An 18,385-nucleotide genomic window follows, 5' to 3' on the forward strand; every position below is an offset into this window, starting at 1 on the left:
GGGCATGAGCCGTTCGGGGGACAAGTGTTCAGGAAACCGGATACTCCGCGCATCGTTTCTTCACCGCGCGGTCACCGGTCGGACGCCGGCTCCTCAGCGGTCGGGTTCGGGGTCCTTCAGCCAGTTGACCAGCTCGGTCGAGAAGGCGGCCGGGTCCTCCTCGTGCGGGAAGTGGCCGAGGCCGTCGAACAGCCGCCAGCGGTAGGGGGCTTCGACGTACTCACCGGAACCGGCCGCGCTGCGCGTCCGGGCCACCGGGTCCAGCGAACCGTGCAGATGCAGGGTCGGTACCCGCACCGGCCGCTTCATCCGGCGGTAGAACTGCATGCCGTCCGGGCGGGCCAGCGAGCGCACCAGCCAGCGGTACGGCTCGATCGCGCAGTGCGCGGTGGACGGGATGCACATGGCCCGCTGGTAGGTCTCCACGGCCGCGTCCTCCGGCGGCCGCGGCCCGGACCACTCCCGGATCAGCCGGCCCGTCAGGGCGCCACTGTCGGCGGTGAGTTGACGTTCGGGGATCCACGGCCGCTGGAACCCCCAGATGTAGGAGCCGGCAGCCGTCTGCCGGGCGTCCCGGAGCATCGCCGCGCGCCAGCGCCGCGGGTGCGGCATGGACACCACGGCGAGGCGCCGGACGAGCTTGGGCCGCATGGCCGCCGCCGTCCACGCCAGGTATCCGCCGAGGTCGTGGCCGACCAGCGCGGCGTCCGGTTCGCCGAGCGAGCGGATCACTCCGGTGACGTCGAGGGCCAGATTGGCGGGGTCGTACCCGCGGGGCGTGCGGTCGCTGCCGCCGACGCCCCGCAGGTCCATCGCCACCGCCCGGTAGCCCGCGTCGGCGAGCGCGGTCAGCTGGTGCCGCCACGTCCACCAGAACTGCGGGAAGCCGTGCAGGAGCAGCACCAGGGGGCCGTCGCCGAGTTCGGCGATGTGGAAACGCGCACCGTTCGCGGCGACGTCCCTGTGCGTCCAGGGACCTTCGATCCGTACGGCCGAGGGGGCGGCGGGGTCCGTCATGACGACGAGCGTGCCACAGCCTCGATGGCCGCGGGCCCCCGGTCCTCGGGCAGTTCGGGGCGCGGGTGCGGCTTGGCGTTCTGGAGGACGCCGGCCGTCTCCTTCATCGAGGCGGCCGCCTTCTGCGGGCCCTGGCCCTTCTTGGCCTTCTTCGCGAACACCACGCCGATCAGGGCGAGGAGGCCGGCGACCAGCACGTTGGCCGCGAAGGACAGCACGAAGCAGATCGCCAGGTTCCAGTGGCTCCAGGTGCGGATGCCGTACGCCAGGGCGAAGTTGAGCATCGGCAGGGAGAACAGCAGCACCGCGCCCGCCACCGAGAAGGCGCCGCCGCTGACCGCGCCACGCTTCACGTCCTGCTTCAGCTGGGCCTTGGCCAGTGCGATCTCGTCGTGCACCAGCGCGGACATCTCGGTCGTCGCCGAGGCGAACAACTGGCCGATGCTGCGTTCGGCGCCGACCGGGCTGCCGTCGGGTGCGCTCATCGCGTTCTCCCTTGAAGGTCTCTCGTGCCGCAAGCGGGCTGTGTCCGGTGGCCGTCGCGCTCGCACGGCCGGGTGCGGCCGTACGTGTCCGGGTGGCCGGCCGGCCGCCGTGCTCGGTGGGCCGTCTTGTTTTGTACCGTCTCGTCAGATCATGCCGGACGGTCGCCCTCCTCGCCTGCCCCACCCGGTACTTCCGCAAGCCCGTGGCGCGCCTCGGCCGCCCGCTCGGCGGCCAGGCGCCGGTGCTCGGCGGCCTTGCGCTCGTGGATCTCGGCCATCCGCAGGTGGTACGCCGGGTCGTCCTGCTCGTAGACGTCCGGGATGCCGTCGAGGTCCTCGTCGCGGTCCTCTTCCTCGCACAGCCCGCGGTAGCGGGCGTTGCGCATCTTCAGCAGCACCGTCGCCCACGCCGCCGCGATCAGCGATCCGGTGAGGACGGCCGCCTTCGCCTCGGCCGTCAGTGCCGCGTCGCCGCCGAAGGCCAGCTCGCCGATGAGCAGCGAGACGGTGAAGCCGATCCCGGCGAGGGACGCCACCGCGAAGACGTCGGCCCATCGGAGGTCCTCGCCGAGCCGGGCCCGGGTGAAGCGGACGGTCAGCCAGGTGCCTCCGAAGATGCCGACCGTCTTACCGACGACCAGGCCGAGTACGACCCCGAGCGTCTCCGGCCGGGTGAACACGTCCCGCAGGGCCCCGCCGGACACCGGCACCCCGGCGCTGAACAGCGCGAACAGTGGCACGGCGAGTCCGGCCGACAGGGGTCGCACCAGGTGCTCGATGTGCTGGCCCGGCGAGTGCCGCTCACCCTCGCGGGTGGTGCAGCGCAGCATCAGGCCCATCGCCACGCCGGCGATGGTGGCGTGCACGCCGCTGTTGTACATCAGCGCCCAGTTGACGAGCGCGAGCGGTACGTACACGTACCAGCCGCGTACCCCCTTGCGCAGCAGCAGCCAGAACACCACGAGGCCGGCGGCGGCCCCGCCGAGCGCGGCGAAGTTCAACCGGTCGGTGAAGAAGACCGCGATGATCAGGATCGCGCACAGGTCGTCGACGACCGCGAGGGTGAGCAGGAAGGCGCGCAGGGCGCTGGGCAGCGAGGTGCCGATGACCGCCAGCACGGCGAGTGCGAAGGCGATGTCGGTGGCGGTGGGCACCGCCCAGCCCTGGGCGGTGCCGCCGCCGCTGAGGCTGGTCAGGGTGTAGACGAGCGCGGGTACGGCCATCCCGCACAGCGCGGCCACGACGGGCAGCACGGCCGCCCTGGGATCGCGCAGGTCTCCGGCGACGAGTTCACGCTTGAGTTCGATGCCGGCGACGAAGAAGAACACCGCGAGCAGGCCGTCGGCGGCCCAGTGGGCGACGGAGAGGTGCAGGCCGAGGGCGCCGGGGCCGAAGTGGAAGTCGCTCACGGTGTCGTAGCTGTGGCGCAGGGCGGGGATGTTCGCCCAGGCCAGCGCCGCGATCGCGGCGAGGAGCAGCAGGACACCGCCGGTGGTCTCGGTGCGCAGCGCCTGAGCCACGAAGTTCCGCTCGGGCAGGGACAGGCGGCCGAGAGCCTTGCGGGGTGTGTTCGGGGGATGGGGCGGCGCGGTCACGACAGACCTCCGAGTCGGTACGGCGAAGTACGGCCGTCGCGGGATCGCCGACGGCCCTGCCGACCAGACTTCCCGGCACACCCGAGCTGCAATTTTACCCGACTGTGACTCCGGGGGCCCGTGGGGCGGACGGGAAGGGGCGCCCGGTGGTCGCACCGGGCGCCCCTTCCCACCGCCGTGAGGCCGTACGGGTCAGTCCTCGTTCGGCGCGGCCGGCAGCTTGGCCTGGATGAAGTCCATGACCGTGGAGTCCGTCAGCGTGGTGACGTCGCCGAGCTCGCGGTTCTCGGCCACATCGCGCAGCAGACGGCGCATGATCTTGCCCGAGCGGGTCTTGGGCAGCTCCGCCACCGGCAGGATCCGCTTCGGCTTGGCGATCGGGCCGAGCGTGGCGCCGACGTGGTCGCGCAGCGCACGGACGAGCGCCTCGTCCTCCGACGCCGTGCCGCGCAGGATCACGAAGGCGACGATCGCCTGGCCGGTGGTCTCGTCCGCGGCACCGACGACGGCCGCCTCGGCGACCGACGGGTGCGAGACCAGCGCCGACTCCACCTCGGTGGTGGAGATGTTGTGGCCCGACACGAGCATGACGTCGTCCACCCGGCCGAGCAGCCAGATGTCCCCGTCGCCGTCCTTCTTCGCGCCGTCCCCGGCGAAGTACCTGCCCTCGAAGCGGGACCAGTAGGTGTCGAGGAACCGCTGGTCGTCACCCCAGATGGTGCGGAGCATCGCCGGCCACGGCTCGGTCAGCACCAGGTAGCCGCCGCCGCCGTCGGGCACCTCGTTCGCCTCGTCGTCCACGACCGTGGCGCTGATGCCGGGCAGCGCGCGCTGCGCGGAACCGGGCTTGGTGGCGGTGACGCCCGGCAGCGGCGAGATCATCATCGCGCCGGTCTCGGTCTGCCACCAGGTGTCCACGACGGGCGTCCGGTCGGCACCGATGTGCTTGCGGTACCAGATCCAGGCCTCCGGGTTGATGGGCTCGCCGACCGAGCCCAGGACGCGCAGGGAGGACAGGTCGAACTTGGCGGGGATGTCGTCGCCCCACTTCATGAACGTCCGGATCGCGGTCGGCGCCGTGTAGAGGATCGTGACCTTGTACTTCTGCACGATCTCCCAGAACCGGCCCTGGTGCGGGGTGTCCGGCGTGCCCTCGTACATCACCTGCGTCGCGCCGTTGGCCAGCGGGCCGTAGACGATGTACGAGTGCCCGGTGACCCAGCCGACGTCGGCCGTGCACCAGTACACGTCCGTCTCCGGCTTGAGGTCGAACACGGCCCAGTGGGTGTAGGCCGCCTGGGTGAGGTAGCCGCCGGAGGTGTGCAGGATGCCCTTCGGCTTCCCCGTCGTACCGGAGGTGTAGAGGATGAACAGCGGGTGCTCCGCCTCGAACGCCTCCGGGGTGTGCTGGTCGGACTGCCGCCCGACCAGTTCGTGCCACCACACGTCCCGCTCGCCGTTCCAGGCCACGTCCTGCCCGGTACGGCGGACCACGAGCACGTGCTCGACGTTCCCCGCCTTCTGGACCGCCTCGTCCACGGCCGGCTTGAGCGCGGACGGCTTGCCGCGCCGGTAGCCGCCGTCACTGGTGATGACGACCTTGGCGTCCGCGTCCTGGATCCGGGTGGCGAGCGCGTCCGCCGAGAAGCCGCCGAAGACGACCGAGTGGGCGGCGCCGATCCGGGCCGAGGCCAGCATCGCGATCGCGGCCTCGGGGATCATCGGCATGTAGACGGCGACCCGGTCGCCCTTGCGGACGCCCAGTTCCAGCAGGGCGTTGGCGGCCCTGGAGACCTCGTCCTTCAGCTCGGCGTAGGTGATCGCGCGGCTGTCGCCGGGCTCACCCTCGAAATGGATCGCGACACGGTCCCCGTGCCCGGCCTCCACATGCCGGTCCACGCAGTTGTACGCGACGTTCAGCTCGCCGTCCTCGAACCACTTGGCGAACGGCGGGTTCGACCAGTCCAGCGTCTCGGTCGGTTCCTTGGCCCAGGTCAGCCGGCGGGCCTGCTCGGCCCAGAAGCCGAGCCTGTCAGCCTTGGCCTGTTCGTACGCCTCCGCGGTGACGTTGGCTTGCGCTGCCAGGTCGGCGGGCGGCGCGAACCTGCGTTCTTCCTTGAGCAGGTTGGCCAGGCTTTCGTTGCTCACGACATCTCCCTTTCCAAGGGTGTCCGTTGTGTCCCAGGCCACAGCTCATCAGACGTGGGGGGCCGATGACAAGGGTCGACGGCAAAATTGGTTTAGACCTGTCCGGTGGTTGGCGCCCACATCGGCCCGCGCGCCGCCTCACCTCCCTCGATTCCGCCCTCGACCTCCTCGAAGACCACCTCCCCCTCCGACTCCGTGAGCAGGTACGCCTGTGCCTCGCCCACGTGGAAGTACATCCCGTGCAGTTCCAGCGCGCCCCTGGCCAGCGCCCGGGCGACCGGCTCGTGCGCCCGCAGGTGCACCAGCTGCTGGACCACGTTGGCCAGGCACAGCCGCTCCACCGCGTCCGCGGGGACGCGCCCCGCCGGTCCCGGCCGGCCGCGGTGGTCCCCGGCCGTCCGCGCGAGGCTGGGCAGCCCGTGCCGCAGCCACCGGTGCAGCGGGCCGAGCCCCTGGCCGGCGCCGGCGGAGAGCAGTGCCTGCATCGCCCCGCACCCGGAGTGCCCGCACACCGTGATGGAGCGCACCCCGAGCACGTCCACCGCGTACTCGATGGCGGCGGCCACCGAGTCGTCCCCGTGCCCCTCGCCGGGCGGCGGCACCAGATTGCCTACGTTGCGGACCACGAACAGGTCACCGGGACCACTGGCGGTGATCATCGACGTGACGAGCCGGGAGTCGGCACAGGCCAGGAAGAGCTGGGAGGGCCGCTGGCCCTCCCGGGCGAGCCGCGCCAGCTCCTCCCGCACCAGCGGCGCGGTGTTCCGCTGGAACGAGCTGATGCCACGGGCCAGTTCCCCGCCGCCCCGGCCGGCCCCCGGTCCCGCCGGGGCGGCGGCGGGCCCGGTGAAGCAGGAGCGGTGGTTGCGCCAGGGCGTCCACGGGTGGCACCGGCACCCGGCTGCCGGGACCTGCCCGGCGGTCCGGCTCCCGCCGCGCCGTCCTGCCAGCTCGGCCGTACCGCCACGGGCGGTGTGAGTACCGCGCCAGTCCTGGAGTGACTCGTACGCCGCGTGGTCCATGAACGAACCGTCCAGCTCCACGACGGCGTGGGCGCCCTGGGGCACGAGGTGCAGGGTTCTGCTGAGCCGCGGCACCGCGAGGAAGGTCAACTGGCCCCGGACTCGTACGTGATGGGCTCCTTCCTTCTCCTCGTGGGTGATGCGGGTGCGGGCGAGGCGGTGCAGGGCGACGGCGACCGCCACGGCGACCCCGAGGAACACGCCCTCCAGGACACCGAGGACCACCACGCCGAGTGTGGTCGCGGCGTAGACCGGCACTTCGCGGTGACGGATCACCGTGCGGATGTGGTGCGGGGACACCATCTGGATGCCGACGGCCATCACCAGGGCGGCGAGGGAGGCGAGCGGGATCTCCTCCAGGACCGGGACCATCAGCAGCGCGGCGACTACTACGAGAACGCCGTGCAGCACCGTGGAGTTCCGGCTGACGGCGCCCGCTTTCACATTCGCGGTGCTGCGCACCGCCACCCCCGCGACGGGCAGTCCGCCGAGCGCCCCGGAGATCAGGTTCGCCGCCCCCTGGCCCAGCAGTTCCCGGTCCAGGTCGGAGCGGCCGGGCCGGGTGTGGGGGCCGGGGCGGGCGGCGACCATCTTGTCCACGGCCACCGCGCCGAGCAGCGACTGCACGCTGCACACGAGAGTGGTGGTGAGCACGGCGGCGACGACGCCGGACACCGGTCCTTCGGGCAGCCCGGCCAGGGCGTGGCTGCGCCAGGACGGCAGGTCGACCCGGGGCAGGGACAGGCCGGTGAGGGCGGCGGTCGCGCCGGCACCGGAGACGGCGACGAGGGCGGCCGGCACCTTACGCAGCAGACGGCCGGCCCGGCCGGGCAGGCGCGGCCAGGCCAGCAGCAGAGCCAGGGTGAGCACGCTCATCGCCGCGGCGGCCGGATGCAGACCGGCCAACTGGGCGGGCAGCGCCCGCAGGTTGGCGAGCACGGAGCTGTCCGGGGTGCCGCCGAGCACGATGTGCAGCTGGGCGACGGCGATGGTGATGCCGATGCCGGCGAGCATCCCGTGCACCACGGCCGGACTGACCGCGAGCGCCCCGCGCGCCACCCGCAGGCAGCCGAGGCCGACTTGGGCGAGCCCGGCGAGGACCGTGATCCCGCAGGTCGCCCGCCAGCCGTAGTGGTGGATCAAGTCGGCGGTGACCACGGTGAGTCCGGCGGCGGGACCGCTCACCTGTAGCGGGCAGCCGCCGAGCCGTCCGGCGACGACTCCGCCGACCGCGGCGGCGACGAGGCCGGCCTGGAGCGGGGCTCCGGTGGCCAGGGCGATGCCGAGGGAGAGGGGCAGGGCGATCAGGAAGACCGCGACGGCCGCGGACAGGTCGGCGCCCTCGACGGTGGAACGGCGGCGCTTCGGCGCGGGACCGTGCGGTGGGTGAGGGTGCTGGATGTTCGGGGGTGCGCAGGTCGGCATGTTCCCGTCTCCTCCGGGGCGGCGCGGTCGCGGACTGGATGGGACCCCGCGGCGATGGGCGGGGCTCGGTCGCGGCCGTGGGTCACGGCGTGCGGCGGCGGGATGGAGCTATGTCGGTAAAAGAAGCGTAATGCCACGTAAAGGCGAGGCATAGTTTTCTGGGGCAAATGGCGTAGCGCATCGCGCGTCAGGGTGAAGTGGTCATTTCATCGGCTTGTCGTATTAATTCCTTCTCGGCCTCGTGGGACCTTGGCGCCGCTGCCGGTACAAGCCCGGCATACCAGCACAAAAGGCCCTCGTCAGCGTTTGCCTGAGAGAAGGAAGAAGGTGGGCGGAACATGGCCGCCACCCAGAGGATCGCCGTCGGCGCCGTGGCCGCCGCGGCCTGTGCGGCGTCGCTCGCCGGTTGTGCGACCGGCTCCGACGGCACGAAGGAAGGGGCGCCCGGCCCGCAGAAGGGGGCGCCCGCGCCCAAGAGCGTGCTCCGGCTGATCGGCGACGGATCCACCGCGTACACCGGTGCCCAGCCGTATCTGCCCAGCCCCGAACGGCTGAAGCCCGGTCAGAAGCCTCCGCAGTTCGTCGTGTTCTCCTGGGACGGCGCGGGCGAGGACAGCCAGAAGCTGTTCTCGCACTTCCGCAAGGTCGCCAAGGAGAACCACGCGACCATGACGTACTTCCTCAGCGGCGTGTACATGCTGCCGGAGGAGAAGCGCGACCTGTACAAGCCGCCGCAGCACGCGTCCGGCCGCTCCGACATCGGATTCAACGACGAGCAGGGCATCAGCGACACCCTCAGGCAGGTACGCCTGGCCTGGCTGGAGGGCAACGAGATCGGGACCCACTTCAACGGCCACTTCTGCGGCCCCGACGGCGGTGTCGGCACCTGGTCGGTGGAGGAGTGGAAGAGCGAGATCGCCCAGGCCAAGGACTTCGTGAAGTCCTGGAAGTCCAACACCGGCATGAGGCGGGCGGCCCCGCTGCCCTTCGACTACGACAAGGAGCTGATCGGCGCCCGGACCCCCTGCCTGGAAGGGCAGAAGAACTTCATGAAGGCCGCCCGTCAGCTGGGCTTCCGCTACGACTCCAGCGGGGTCGACAACCAGGTATGGCCCAAGAAGAAGCAGGGCCTGTGGGATCTGTCGATGCAGCTCGTGCCCTTCCCGGGCCACACCTATGAGCAGTTGACCATGGACTACAACTTCATGGTCAACCAGTCCGGCACCCAGACCCAGGGCGACCCGGACAAGTTCGACTACTGGGGCGACCAGATGCGCGACGGCCTCCTCAAGGGCTTCTACCGGGCCTACGACGGCAACCGCGCTCCCCTGATCATCGGCAACCACTTCGAGTCCTGGAACGGCGGCACCTATATGCGTGCCGTCGAGGACGTGGTGAAGGAGGTCTGCAACAAGCCCGACGTGCGCTGTGTCTCCTTCCACCAGTTGGCCGACTGGCTGGACGCCCAGGACCCGCAGACCCTCGCGCGCCTGCGCACCCTGAGTGTGGGGGAGGCTCCCCGGCAGGGCTGGGCGTCCCTGCTGTCCGGCCGCCCCGCCCCGGCGCCCAAGGGCGTGCCCGGGGCGCCGGCGGACGGGTCGTAGCGCCTCAGGCGGGCGTCGCCACCCCTTCGCCGAGCACGAACCCGGGGTCGACCTGCGCCGCCAGGTCGGCCCCGGTGCGCTCGTTGCCCCACGACTCGGCGTTCTTCAGATGGAAGTGCACCATCTGCCGGGTGTAGCGCTCCCAGTCGCGGTGCTCGTAGGTGGCGTCCGCGGCGGTCCGCAGGGTGTGCAGGGCGCGGGCGTTGGCCTCTTCCAGGAGATCGAAGCGGGGCGGGCGGCCCTTCTCCATGGCGCGCACCCAGTCCGAGCGTCCGACCGTCACGAGCAGGTCGTCACCGACCTCCGCGCGCAGGAAGTCGATGTCGTCCTGTTCCTGGATCTTGTTGCCCACGACTTTCAGGGCCACGCCGAAGTCGCGGGCGTACTCCTTGTACTGGCGGTAGACGGAGACGCCCTTCCGGGTCGGCTCGGCGACGAGGAACGTCATGTCGAAGCGGGTGAACATGCCGGAGGCGAAGGAGTCGGAGCCGGCCGTCATGTCGACCACCACGTACTCGTCGGGGCCGTCGACGAGGTGGTTCAGATACAGCTCCACCGCTCCCGTCTTGGAGTGGTAGCAGGCGACCCCCAGGTCGGCGTCCGTGAAGGGACCCGTGACCATCAGACGGACGGCACCGCCGTCGAGTTCCACCGGACGCGCGCAGGCGTCGTAGATCGGGTTCGGATCCGCGACCCGCACCAGCCGCGAACCCTCGCCGGGCGGCGTCGTCTTGATCATCGTCGCGGCGGAGGCGATGCGCGGGTTGGCGCCGCGCAGATGGTTCTTGATCAGCGACAGCCGCTCGCCCATGGCGGGCAGCGCCGCCGCCTCCTGCTCGTCGAGGCCGAGCGCCGGCCCGAGGTGCTGATTGATGTCCGCGTCGATGGCGACCACCGGAGCGCCGGCGGCCACGAGATGGCGGACGAAGAGGGAAGAGAGAGTGGTCTTGCCGCTCCCGCCCTTCCCGACGAAAGCAATTTTCATGTTCACCAAGCGTAGTCGTGCACTAGCCCTGCGTGTCAGGTGGACGTGAAGAAGACCACTCCTTCGTGGGGTCGGCCGGTGGGGTGCGTACTGTCGTACTCATGAGTACGACAGGCGCGACCGCCGATCCGCTCGCGGCCCTGGGCGCACTGCCCGGCGTGGCCGAGTCCGTGGAGTCCGTGCGCAAAGCCGTGGACCGGGTCTACGGGCACCGGGTCATGCGGCGCCGCAGCAACGCGATCACCTCCGAGGCGGCCCTGCGCGGCTCGCGCGGCTCGGCGGCGCTGTCCGGCGCCGACTGGGCCCTTGAGGAGGTGCGGCGGCGTACCGACTTCAGTGCCGACGCCGAGGCGCGTGTCGTGGGAGCGGCCCTGCGGCTCACCGCCGAGGCGGGACAGCTGCTGTCCGTCTGGCGTCAGTCGCCGCTGCGGGTGCTGGCCCGGCTGCACCTGGTGGCCGCTGCGAGCGGTGGCGACGAGGTCGGCCGGCCGCGCCAGGCGGGTGAGCCGGTGGGCGAACCGCTGGTCGAACTGCCGCTGCCGGACGCCGCCGAGGTGTCGGGCCGGCTGGAGGGGCTCGCGGACCTGATCATCGCCGGCAGCTCCGCACCCGCCCTGGTGACGGCCGCCGTGGTGCACGGCGAACTGCTCGCACTGCGTCCCTTCGTGTCCCACAACGGCCTGGTCGCGCGCGCGGCCGAGCGGCTCGTGCTGATCGGTAGCGGCCTGGACCCGAAGGCGGTCTGCCCGGCCGAGGTCGGCCACGCCGAACTGGGCCGCGCCTCCTACCTGGCCGCCCTGGACGGGTACGTCTCCGGCACCCCCGAGGGCATGGCGGCCTGGATCGCCCACTGCGGCCGGGCGGTCGAGCTGGGGGTCCGCGAGTCGACGGCGGTGTGCGAGGCGCTGCAACGCGGCGCGGCCTGAAACGTCCCCGGACAAGGGTTGCGGCGGTACGAATTCTCGTACCGCCGCTGGCATGCTCACCGGGTTACCAAGCGTCCTCGAAAAATGCCCATCAGGCCGGGGACTTTGCCCTCGCCTGGTGCGGCTGGCCCGTAATCGACGGGTCGACGTCGCGTGGGTGCGCGGTGTTCATGCAAGGTCCGTAGGGCCAAGTGCGTAGTGGTAGGGGATCCTCTCGGATGTCCTCTGGTCTCGCGGGCCTTGACTCCTTTGTACTGCAAGCCGGGACAGAGCGGAACCTCTGGCCGCACTTATTTATTTTCTGTATCAAACAGGGGCGTATCGGGCGTCGGTCAGGTGGTGCCGCGGCGCCTGCTGGCGTACCAGACGAGGCCCGCGGTCGCCCCTGCCGCTGCCACGGCCGCCGCCGCGACCAGTGCCGGGCGCGGCGGGACGGACAGCGCCGGCAGCCGCTTCTTGAGCGGGACCGGGCGGCGGAACTCCAGGACCGGCCAGCCGTGCGCGAGTGCCTCACGGCGCAGTGCGCGGTCCGGGTTCACGGCGTGCGGGTGCCCGACCGTGCGGAGCATCGGCAGGTCGGTCGCCGAATCGCTGTAGGCGTAGCAGCGGTCGAGGTCGTAGCCCTCGGACGCGGCCAGCTCCTTGATGGCCGCGGCCTTGGTGGGGCCGTAGGCGTAGTACTCCACCTCCCCGGTGAAACAGCCGTCCTCGCCGACGACCATGCGGGTCGCGACCACGCGGTCCGCGCCCAGCAGTTCGCCGATCGGCTCGACCACCTCGGCACCCGAGGTGGACACGATCACCACGTCACGGCCGGCCGTGTGGTGCTCCTCGATGAGGGAGGCGGCCTCGTCGTAGATGATCGGGTCGATCAGCTCGTGCAGGGTCTCGGCGACGATCTCGCGTACCTGCTGGACGTTCCAGCCGCGGCACAGCGCGGACAGATACTCGCGCATCCGCTCCATCTGGTCGTGGTCCAGGCCGCCGGCCAGGAAGACGAACTGGGCATATGCGGTACGCAACGCGGCCCGGCGGTTGATCAGCCCGCCTTGGTAGAAGGACTTGCTGAAGGTGAGCGTGCTCGACTTCGCAATGACCGTCTTGTCCAGGTCGAAGAAGGCTGCTGCGCGGGGCAAGGAGTGGTTTTCCACGCCCCTGAGCATAGGCGCCCACCATTCGGCGTAAGGGTGAGGCGCGTGGGTTTGCCTGAGAGGCCTCTCGGGTACACCATGGAAGTCACGGATCGTTCGCGACCGTGCTAACCCGGTCCGGCTCCTCCCCCCCGAGTCGGCCGTGGGGACGACCCCCGCTCTCCCCCCCGGCGGGGGTCGTCGCATGTCCGGACGCATTTTGCCCGTCCTTCCCTTTCCTTCCGCGGTCGTACGGCCGGCCTCCCGCCGCCGTATCCGCGCTCTGTCTGCGCCCATGATTGCTCACGCCGGGTAATCGTCGCGCTGCGCTGTGGAAACCGCACGCGGATCAGCACAGTGGTCACCGGTATGGGTGACGCAGATATTCACAGGGTCCGCGTTGTCCACAGTTTTGGACCAAGATCCCCACCATTTCGCGGATCGCTGCACCGTGATTGCAGCGCGCTCCGGCCGCGGCGAGTTCCTGGCCGGTTCCGATTGTCCGAGCGCGCACGGCCGGCTCCTATCGGCCGTTCATAGGGAGGCCGCTTGCCGGTTCTCCGCACCTTTGGGAATCGCGTGGCACGGGGCTGCGCGGCCCGCGCAGCGAAGGGGGAACACCGTGACCGGAACCGTCACCCACGACCCGCCACCCGGCACCGGAGAGCGGCCCGGACGGCCGCTCATCGTCACCGAGGACGCCGCCCTGCTGGACGACCTGCTGCGCCTGTGCGCGGCAGCAGGCGCCACACCCGAGGTCCACCACGGCGTACCGGAATCCGGTGACGACTGGGAATCGGCACCGCTCGTGCTGGTCGGTGACGACGCCGCCCGCCGGGTGCGCGGGGCCGCGCGCCGGCCCGGGGTGGTGCTCGTCGGCCGGGACCAGGACGACTCGGGGGTCTGGAAACGAGCCGTCCAGATCGGCGCGGACCACGTTCTGATGCTCCCCGACGGCGAGCAGTGGCTGGTCGACCGTATCGCCGACGTGGCCGAGGGCATCGGCCGTCCCGCCCTCACCGTCGGAGTGATCGGCGGCCGGGGCGGCGCCGGGGCCTCCACCCTCGCCTGCGCGCTCGCCGTCACCTCCGCCCGTGAGGGGCTGCGCACCCTCCTCGTGGACGCCGATCCGCTCGGCGGCGGACTCGACGTGCTCCTCGGCGGCGAGAGCGTGGAAGGGCTGCGCTGGCCCGCCTTCGCGGCCTCCCGGGGACGCGTCGGCGGTGGCGCCCTGGAGGAGTCGCTGCCCGAGCTGCACTCCCTGCGGGTGCTCAGCTGGGACCGCGGTGACTGCGTCGCCGTGCCGCCCCAGGCGGTGCGCGCGGTGCTGGCCGCCGCCCGGCGGCGCGGCGGCACCGTCGTGGTCGACCTGCCCCGCCGCCTGGACGACGGGGTCGCCGAAGCCCTGGCACAGCTCGATGTCGCCGTGCTCGTCGTCCCCGCCGAACTGCGCGCGGTCGCCGCCGCCGGCCGGGTCGCCTCCGCTGTCGGGATGGTCGTACGGGACCTGCGGGTGGCCGTCCGCGGGCCGTACGCACCCGGTCTGGACGACCAAGAAGTGGCCCGGCTGCTCGGCCTGCCGCTGGCCGGCGAGGTGCCCGTCGAACCGGCGCTGCTGCGGCCGCAGGGCGGCGCGAAACCCCCGGGCGCCACCGTACGCGGCCCGCTCGCCCGGTTCTGTGTGGACTTCTGGGAGCGCGCTCTGGTCGAGGCGGGAGGCGCCCGATGAGCCTCCCCCGACTGGAACGGACCGACGGGACGGCCCTCCTCGACGGCGTCCGCCGCCGGCTCGCAGAAAGCGGCGCCGAACCCACCCCCGCGCGCGTGGCCCAGGCCCTGCGTGAACAGGGCCGGGTGCTCGGCGACGCGGAAGTCCTCGGCGCGGCCGAGCAGCTGAGATCCGAACTCGTGGGCACCGGCCCCCTGGAGCCGCTGCTCGCCGACCCGGACGTCACCGACGTCCTGGTCTCCGCCCCGGACCGGGTGTGGGTGGACCGCGGCGGCGGCCTGGAACTGACCCCGGTGGCCTTCCCCGACGCGGCGGCGGTACGACGCCTCGCGCAGCGGCTGGCAGCCGTGGCCGGACGCCGGCTGGACGACGCGCGGCCGTGGGCGGACGCCCGGCTGCCCGACGGGACCCGGCTGCACGCGGTGCTGCCCCCGGTCGCCGTCGGCTGCACCTGCCTGGCCCTGCGGGTGGTGCGGCCGCGGGCCTTCACGGTCGAGGAACTCGTCACGGCCGGCACGGTGCCGCCCGGCGGCGACCGGATCCTCAGGGCGCTGCTCGCGGCCCGGCTGTCCTTCCTCGTCAGCGGTGGCACCGGGAGCGGCAAGACGACCCTGCTCAGTGCCCTGCTGGGCCTGGTCGGACCGGGTGAGCGGATCGTGCTCGCCGAGGACTCGGCCGAGCTGAAACCGGACCACCCGCACGTCGTCCGGCTGGAGACCCGGCCCGCCAACCAGGAGGGCGCCGGCCTCGTCACCCTGGAGGACCTCGTGCGGCAGGCGCTGCGGATGCGGCCGGACCGGCTGGTCGTCGGCGAGGTGCGCGGGGCCGAGGTCGTACATCTGCTCGCGGCTCTCAACACGGGACATGACGGCGGCTGCGGCACGGTCCACGCCAACACCGCGACGGACGTACCGGCCCGGCTGGAGGCGCTGGCCACGGCCGCCGGCCTGGACCGGGCCGCCCTGCACAGCCAGTTGGCGGCGGCCCTCTCCGTGGTGGTGCACCTCGCACGGGACAGGTCCGGACGGCGCCGGATCGCCGAGGTGCATGTGCTGGACCGGGACAGCACCGGGCTGGTGCGGACGGTGCCCGCCCTGCGGTGGGGCGAGCGGGCCTTCGTACGGGAGCGGGGGTGGGAGCAGCTGCGGCAACTGCTCGGTGCGGCGGACGAGTTCGGGGACGAGCGAGAGAGGTGACCGAGGTGACTGGTGGGACGACGATGGGGGCGCTGCTCTGTCTCGGCGCGATGACCTGGCTGTTCGGCGGACGGCATTACGGGATGCGGCGGGCACGACTGCTGTTCGCCGGTGGCCGGGTGGTGGCGACCGGGCCGCCCGCCTGGGAGCAGGCGCTCGCGGAACTGCGGCGGATGCGCGCGCGGTGGGGGCCCGAGTGGTGGGCACTCCTGGCCGGGCTGGCGATCGGCCTGCTGGGTGCCTCGGTCCTTCCGGCCGTCGCGGGGGCGGCCGGGGTACCGGTGCTGCGCCGGCTGCGGCTGGCCCGGCAGGCCCGGCGTACCCGCGAGCGACGGGCGGATGCGGTGATCGCCTTGTGCGGGGCGCTCGCCGGGGAGGTACGGGCGGGGCGGCAGCCGGGCGAGGCGCTGCTGCGGGCCGCGCGGGAATTCCACGGACTCGGTGACGCGCAGGCGGCCGTGGTCGCGGCGGCCCGGTTCGGCGGGGACGTACCCGACGCCCTCACCGCGGCGGCCCGGCAGCCGGGCGCCGAGGGCCTGCTCGGACTCGCGGCGTGCTGGCGGGTGGCCGTCGACCAGGGTGCCGGACTCGCCGGCGGCCTGGACCGGCTGGACGGTGCCCTGCGCGCCGAACGCGACCAGCGTGCCGACCTGCGCGCCCAGTTGGCGGGCGCCCGGGCCACCACGGTGCTGCTCGCCGCCCTGCCCGCCCTCGGCCTGCTGCTCGGCGCGGCCATGGGAGCGGACCCGCTCCGGGTCCTGCTGCACAGCGGCGCCGGCCTCGGCTGTCTGGCGGTGGGGGCGGTGTTCGAGGCGGCCGGGATGTGGTGGGCGACGCGGATCGTGCGGGGCGCTGAGGCGGTGTGAGGGGGCTGGGCGGGTGGTGGAGGCCGGGTTGGGCCGGTGGGTGGCCATGGCCGCGGTAAGGGGCTGTCGGTGGGCCGGGCGGCGGGCGGGGTGGTGTCCGAGGTGGTCGTGATGCGGGACATGGTGCGAAGGACGGGGAGAGGGCGGGCGGTATGAGCGGGGAAGTCGTCCACAGGCTGGGGATGGCTGTGGCCGGGGTGCTGGCGCTCGGCTGGGGGGTCCGGAGACTCGAGTTGGCGCGGCGGCGGCGCCTGGCGCGACGCCGGGTGGTCGAGTTGCTGGGCTTCGAAGCGCCTGTAGCCGGAGCATCGTTCGCGATCCCGGGGGCCGTACGCCGATGGCTGCCGCCGGCCGGTGCGGCGTGCGGGGTGTGGGTGCTGGTCGGCGGAGTCGCCGGGATCCTGCTGGGGCTCGGTCTGGGTGTGGTCCTGTGGCGGTGGCGGGACCGCCAGGCCGCAACCGGGCGGGACGAGGTGGCCGACACCGCCGGGGCCGCACGCCGGCTTCCGCTCGCCGCCGACCTGCTGGCCGCCTGCATCGCGGCCGGCGCCGGTCCGGTGATCGCCGCCCAGGCGGTCGGCGAGGCCCTCGGCGGGCCCGTCGGGCAAGCACTGGCGCGGGGCGCGGCGGAGGTACGGCTCGGTGGTGAACCGGCCGATGCCTGGCGCAGCCTGGCCGCGCTGCCCGGCGCCGGTGCCCTGGCACGGCTGCTGGAACGGGCCGACGAGACCGGGCTCCCCGCGGCCGCCCCCGTCGCCCGCCTCGCCTCGGACGCACGGGCGGACTGGGCCCGCACCGCGACGGCCCGGGCACGCCGGGCCGCCGTACTGATCTCCGCGCCGGTCGGCCTGTGTTTCCTGCCCGCCTTCATCGCCATCGGCGTACTTCCCGTCGTGATCGGACTGGCGGGCGGGGTGATGAGAGGGAGATGAGGCGCACGAGAGCGGGCCAGCACACACATGTCAGGTAAGTGCCGGGAACGGCGACGGACAGACCGGAACCTTCACGGGGGTCGAGATGAACAGGAAGATCAGGAAAGCAGCGGTCCGGGTGCGCAGGGCGTGCCGGCAGGACACCGGAATGGTGACGTCCGAGTACGCGATGGGCATCATCGCGGCCGTCGGGTTCGCATTGCTGCTGTACGAGGTCGTCACCAGCGGCCAGGTCCGGGCGGAGCTACAGGGCATCGTGAAGAAGGCCCTCAGTGCGCGAATGTGAGCGAGGCGGGGACCGGGGATTCGTGACCGCGGAGGCGGCCGTGGTGCTGTCCGTGCTGGTGGCGTTCACGATGGCGCTGGTCTGGGGGCTGCTCGTCGTGGCGGCCCAGATCCAGTGCGTGGACGCCGCCCGTACGGGCGCCCGGGCCGCCGCCCGGCAGGATCCGGCCGACGGGGTGGTGACGGTGACCCGGGAGGCGGCGCCGAGAGGAGCACGGGTGACCGTGGCACACGAGGGCGAACGGGTCCGCGTGACGGTGGTGGCCGAGCCACCGGGGCTGAACGGGCTGCCCTTCGAGGTGCGGGAGGAGGCCGTGGCACTCGTCGAGGACACGGTGGGAGCGGGGGAGGCGGGGCCATGAGACACCGGGGCGGGCAGGGGTGCGCCGACGGCCGGCGGCGGGCCGTCATGGGGTGGGCGGTGACGCCCGCGCCGCGGGTCGAGGAGCGGACGAAGCAGCAGGGTCGCAGACACCTTGAGAAGGCGTGGGGCGGTGGGCGTGGAAGGCCTGACCGGTGCCGGGAGTCCGACCGGGGTTCCGCCACCGTCTGGAGTCTGGGGGCGATCGCCGTGCTGTTGGCGGTGTTCGGCGGGGTCCTCGCACTCGGGCATGCCGTCGTCGTCCGGCACCGGGCGGCCGGCGGCGCGGACCTGGCGGCGCTCGCGGCGGCGGACCACTGGGCCGAGGGTGGCGCGGCGGCCTGCGGCCGGGCCGAACGGGTGACGGCGGCCCAGGGGGTACGGCTGGTGCGGTGCGTGATCCTGGGTGAGACGTCGGACGTGTCGGTGGCATCCGGAAGCGGGCCGTTCACAGCGGAGGTCAGAGCGAGGGCCGGACCGGCGGGACCGGTGGGGCCGGCGGCCCCCGAGTCCCCTGACGTGCCGGACGAGCCCCACGGCGTGTCGCCTGCCGAGGCGAACGGACGACAGGCCGAGCTGTCTGCCGTGCCGGTGCCGGGCGGGTTCCGGCCTCCGCCGCCTGCCGGCCGGGGCGCGCGCCAGGCGTCGTCACCCGCCGCCCCGGCCGGGCCCCAGGTCT

15 protein-coding genes and 1 pseudogene are annotated in these 18,385 nt (G+C 72.7%); 9 read left to right on the top strand and 7 right to left on the bottom strand.

Going from position 1 to position 18,385, the window contains the following annotated elements:
- Positions 1-93: 93 nt before the first annotated feature.
- The 5 genes from AB0F03_RS24250 to AB0F03_RS24270 form a co-directional block, all read right to left on the bottom strand.
- Positions 94-1,017 carry an alpha/beta hydrolase gene (locus AB0F03_RS24250; RefSeq protein WP_361995464.1) on the bottom strand — a complete coding sequence of 308 codons (924 nt, stop codon included), beginning with the start codon at positions 1,015-1,017 and terminating at the stop codon, positions 94-96.
- Positions 1,014-1,502, bottom strand: a complete 489-nt coding sequence (locus AB0F03_RS24255) for a phage holin family protein (RefSeq protein ID WP_361995465.1) — start codon at positions 1,500-1,502, stop codon at positions 1,014-1,016. The genes AB0F03_RS24250 and AB0F03_RS24255 overlap by 4 nt, the downstream gene beginning before the upstream one ends.
- A gap of 149 nt (positions 1,503-1,651) precedes the next feature.
- Positions 1,652-3,097 (bottom strand): Na+/H+ antiporter NhaA, encoded by a 1,446-nt coding sequence (gene nhaA / locus AB0F03_RS24260; protein ID WP_361995467.1) that lies wholly within the window; start codon positions 3,095-3,097, stop codon positions 1,652-1,654.
- 192 nt (positions 3,098-3,289) lie between these two features.
- A complete protein-coding gene (acs, locus tag AB0F03_RS24265) occupies positions 3,290-5,245 on the bottom strand; it encodes an acetate--CoA ligase (RefSeq protein WP_361995469.1) in 1,956 nt (651 codons plus the stop codon).
- 92 nt (positions 5,246-5,337) lie between these two features.
- Positions 5,338-7,692, bottom strand: coding sequence for a SulP family inorganic anion transporter (locus tag AB0F03_RS24270; protein WP_361995471.1), 2,355 nt, complete (start codon positions 7,690-7,692; stop codon positions 5,338-5,340).
- A 338-nt stretch (positions 7,693-8,030) separates the two neighbouring features.
- On the opposite strand from AB0F03_RS24270, the gene AB0F03_RS24275 reads away from it, so the two are divergent.
- On the top strand, positions 8,031-9,296 hold the full coding sequence (locus tag AB0F03_RS24275) for a hypothetical protein (RefSeq protein ID WP_361995472.1): 1,266 nt from the start codon (positions 8,031-8,033) through the stop codon (positions 9,294-9,296).
- Positions 9,297-9,300: 4 nt separating this feature from the next.
- On the opposite strand, the gene AB0F03_RS24280 is transcribed toward AB0F03_RS24275, so the two are convergent.
- Entirely contained in the window at positions 9,301-10,281 is a 981-nt protein-coding gene (locus AB0F03_RS24280) for an ATP-binding protein (protein WP_361995474.1), read from the bottom strand.
- 101 nt (positions 10,282-10,382) lie between these two features.
- Between AB0F03_RS24280 and AB0F03_RS24285 the strand changes: the two genes are divergently transcribed.
- Complete coding sequence (locus AB0F03_RS24285) at positions 10,383-11,207, top strand: oxidoreductase (protein WP_361995476.1); 825 nt, start codon at positions 10,383-10,385, stop codon at positions 11,205-11,207.
- Positions 11,208-11,539: 332 nt separating this feature from the next.
- Here the strand turns inward: AB0F03_RS24285 and AB0F03_RS24290 are convergent, their stop codons facing one another.
- Entirely contained in the window at positions 11,540-12,370 is an 831-nt protein-coding gene (locus tag AB0F03_RS24290) for an HAD-IB family hydrolase (RefSeq protein ID WP_361995478.1), read from the bottom strand.
- A gap of 589 nt (positions 12,371-12,959) precedes the next feature.
- Between AB0F03_RS24290 and ssd the strand changes: the two genes are divergently transcribed.
- The 7 genes and pseudogenes from ssd to AB0F03_RS24325 form a co-directional block, all read left to right on the top strand.
- On the top strand, positions 12,960-14,066 hold the full coding sequence (ssd, locus tag AB0F03_RS24295; protein WP_361995480.1) for a septum site-determining protein Ssd: 1,107 nt from the start codon (positions 12,960-12,962) through the stop codon (positions 14,064-14,066).
- Positions 14,063-15,262, top strand: a complete 1,200-nt coding sequence (locus AB0F03_RS24300; protein ID WP_361995481.1) for a TadA family conjugal transfer-associated ATPase — start codon at positions 14,063-14,065, stop codon at positions 15,260-15,262. Before ssd ends, AB0F03_RS24300 begins: the two co-directional genes overlap by 4 nt.
- 23 nt (positions 15,263-15,285) lie before the next feature.
- Positions 15,286-16,128, top strand: a complete 843-nt coding sequence (locus tag AB0F03_RS24305) for a type II secretion system F family protein (protein ID WP_361995689.1) — start codon at positions 15,286-15,288, stop codon at positions 16,126-16,128.
- Between the two features lie 152 nt (positions 16,129-16,280).
- Positions 16,281-17,060 (top strand): type II secretion system F family protein, encoded by a 780-nt coding sequence (locus AB0F03_RS24310; protein WP_361995483.1) that lies wholly within the window; start codon positions 16,281-16,283, stop codon positions 17,058-17,060.
- Between the two features lie 85 nt (positions 17,061-17,145).
- Positions 17,146-17,346: a DUF4244 domain-containing protein gene (locus AB0F03_RS24315; protein WP_121787640.1), complete on the top strand. Its 201-nt coding sequence runs from the start codon at positions 17,146-17,148 to the stop codon at positions 17,344-17,346.
- A 22-nt stretch (positions 17,347-17,368) separates the two neighbouring features.
- Entirely contained in the window at positions 17,369-17,707 is a 339-nt protein-coding gene (locus AB0F03_RS24320; RefSeq protein ID WP_361995485.1) for a TadE family type IV pilus minor pilin, read from the top strand.
- A gap of 164 nt (positions 17,708-17,871) precedes the next feature.
- Positions 17,872-18,195, top strand: a pseudogene (locus tag AB0F03_RS24325) (Rv3654c family TadE-like protein); the annotation flags it as partial.
- Between the last annotated feature and the right edge of the window lie 190 nt (positions 18,196-18,385).

This window comes from Streptomyces sp. NPDC028722 (genome assembly GCF_040637655.1).
Taxonomy (GTDB): Bacteria; Actinomycetota; Actinomycetes; order Streptomycetales; family Streptomycetaceae; genus Streptomyces.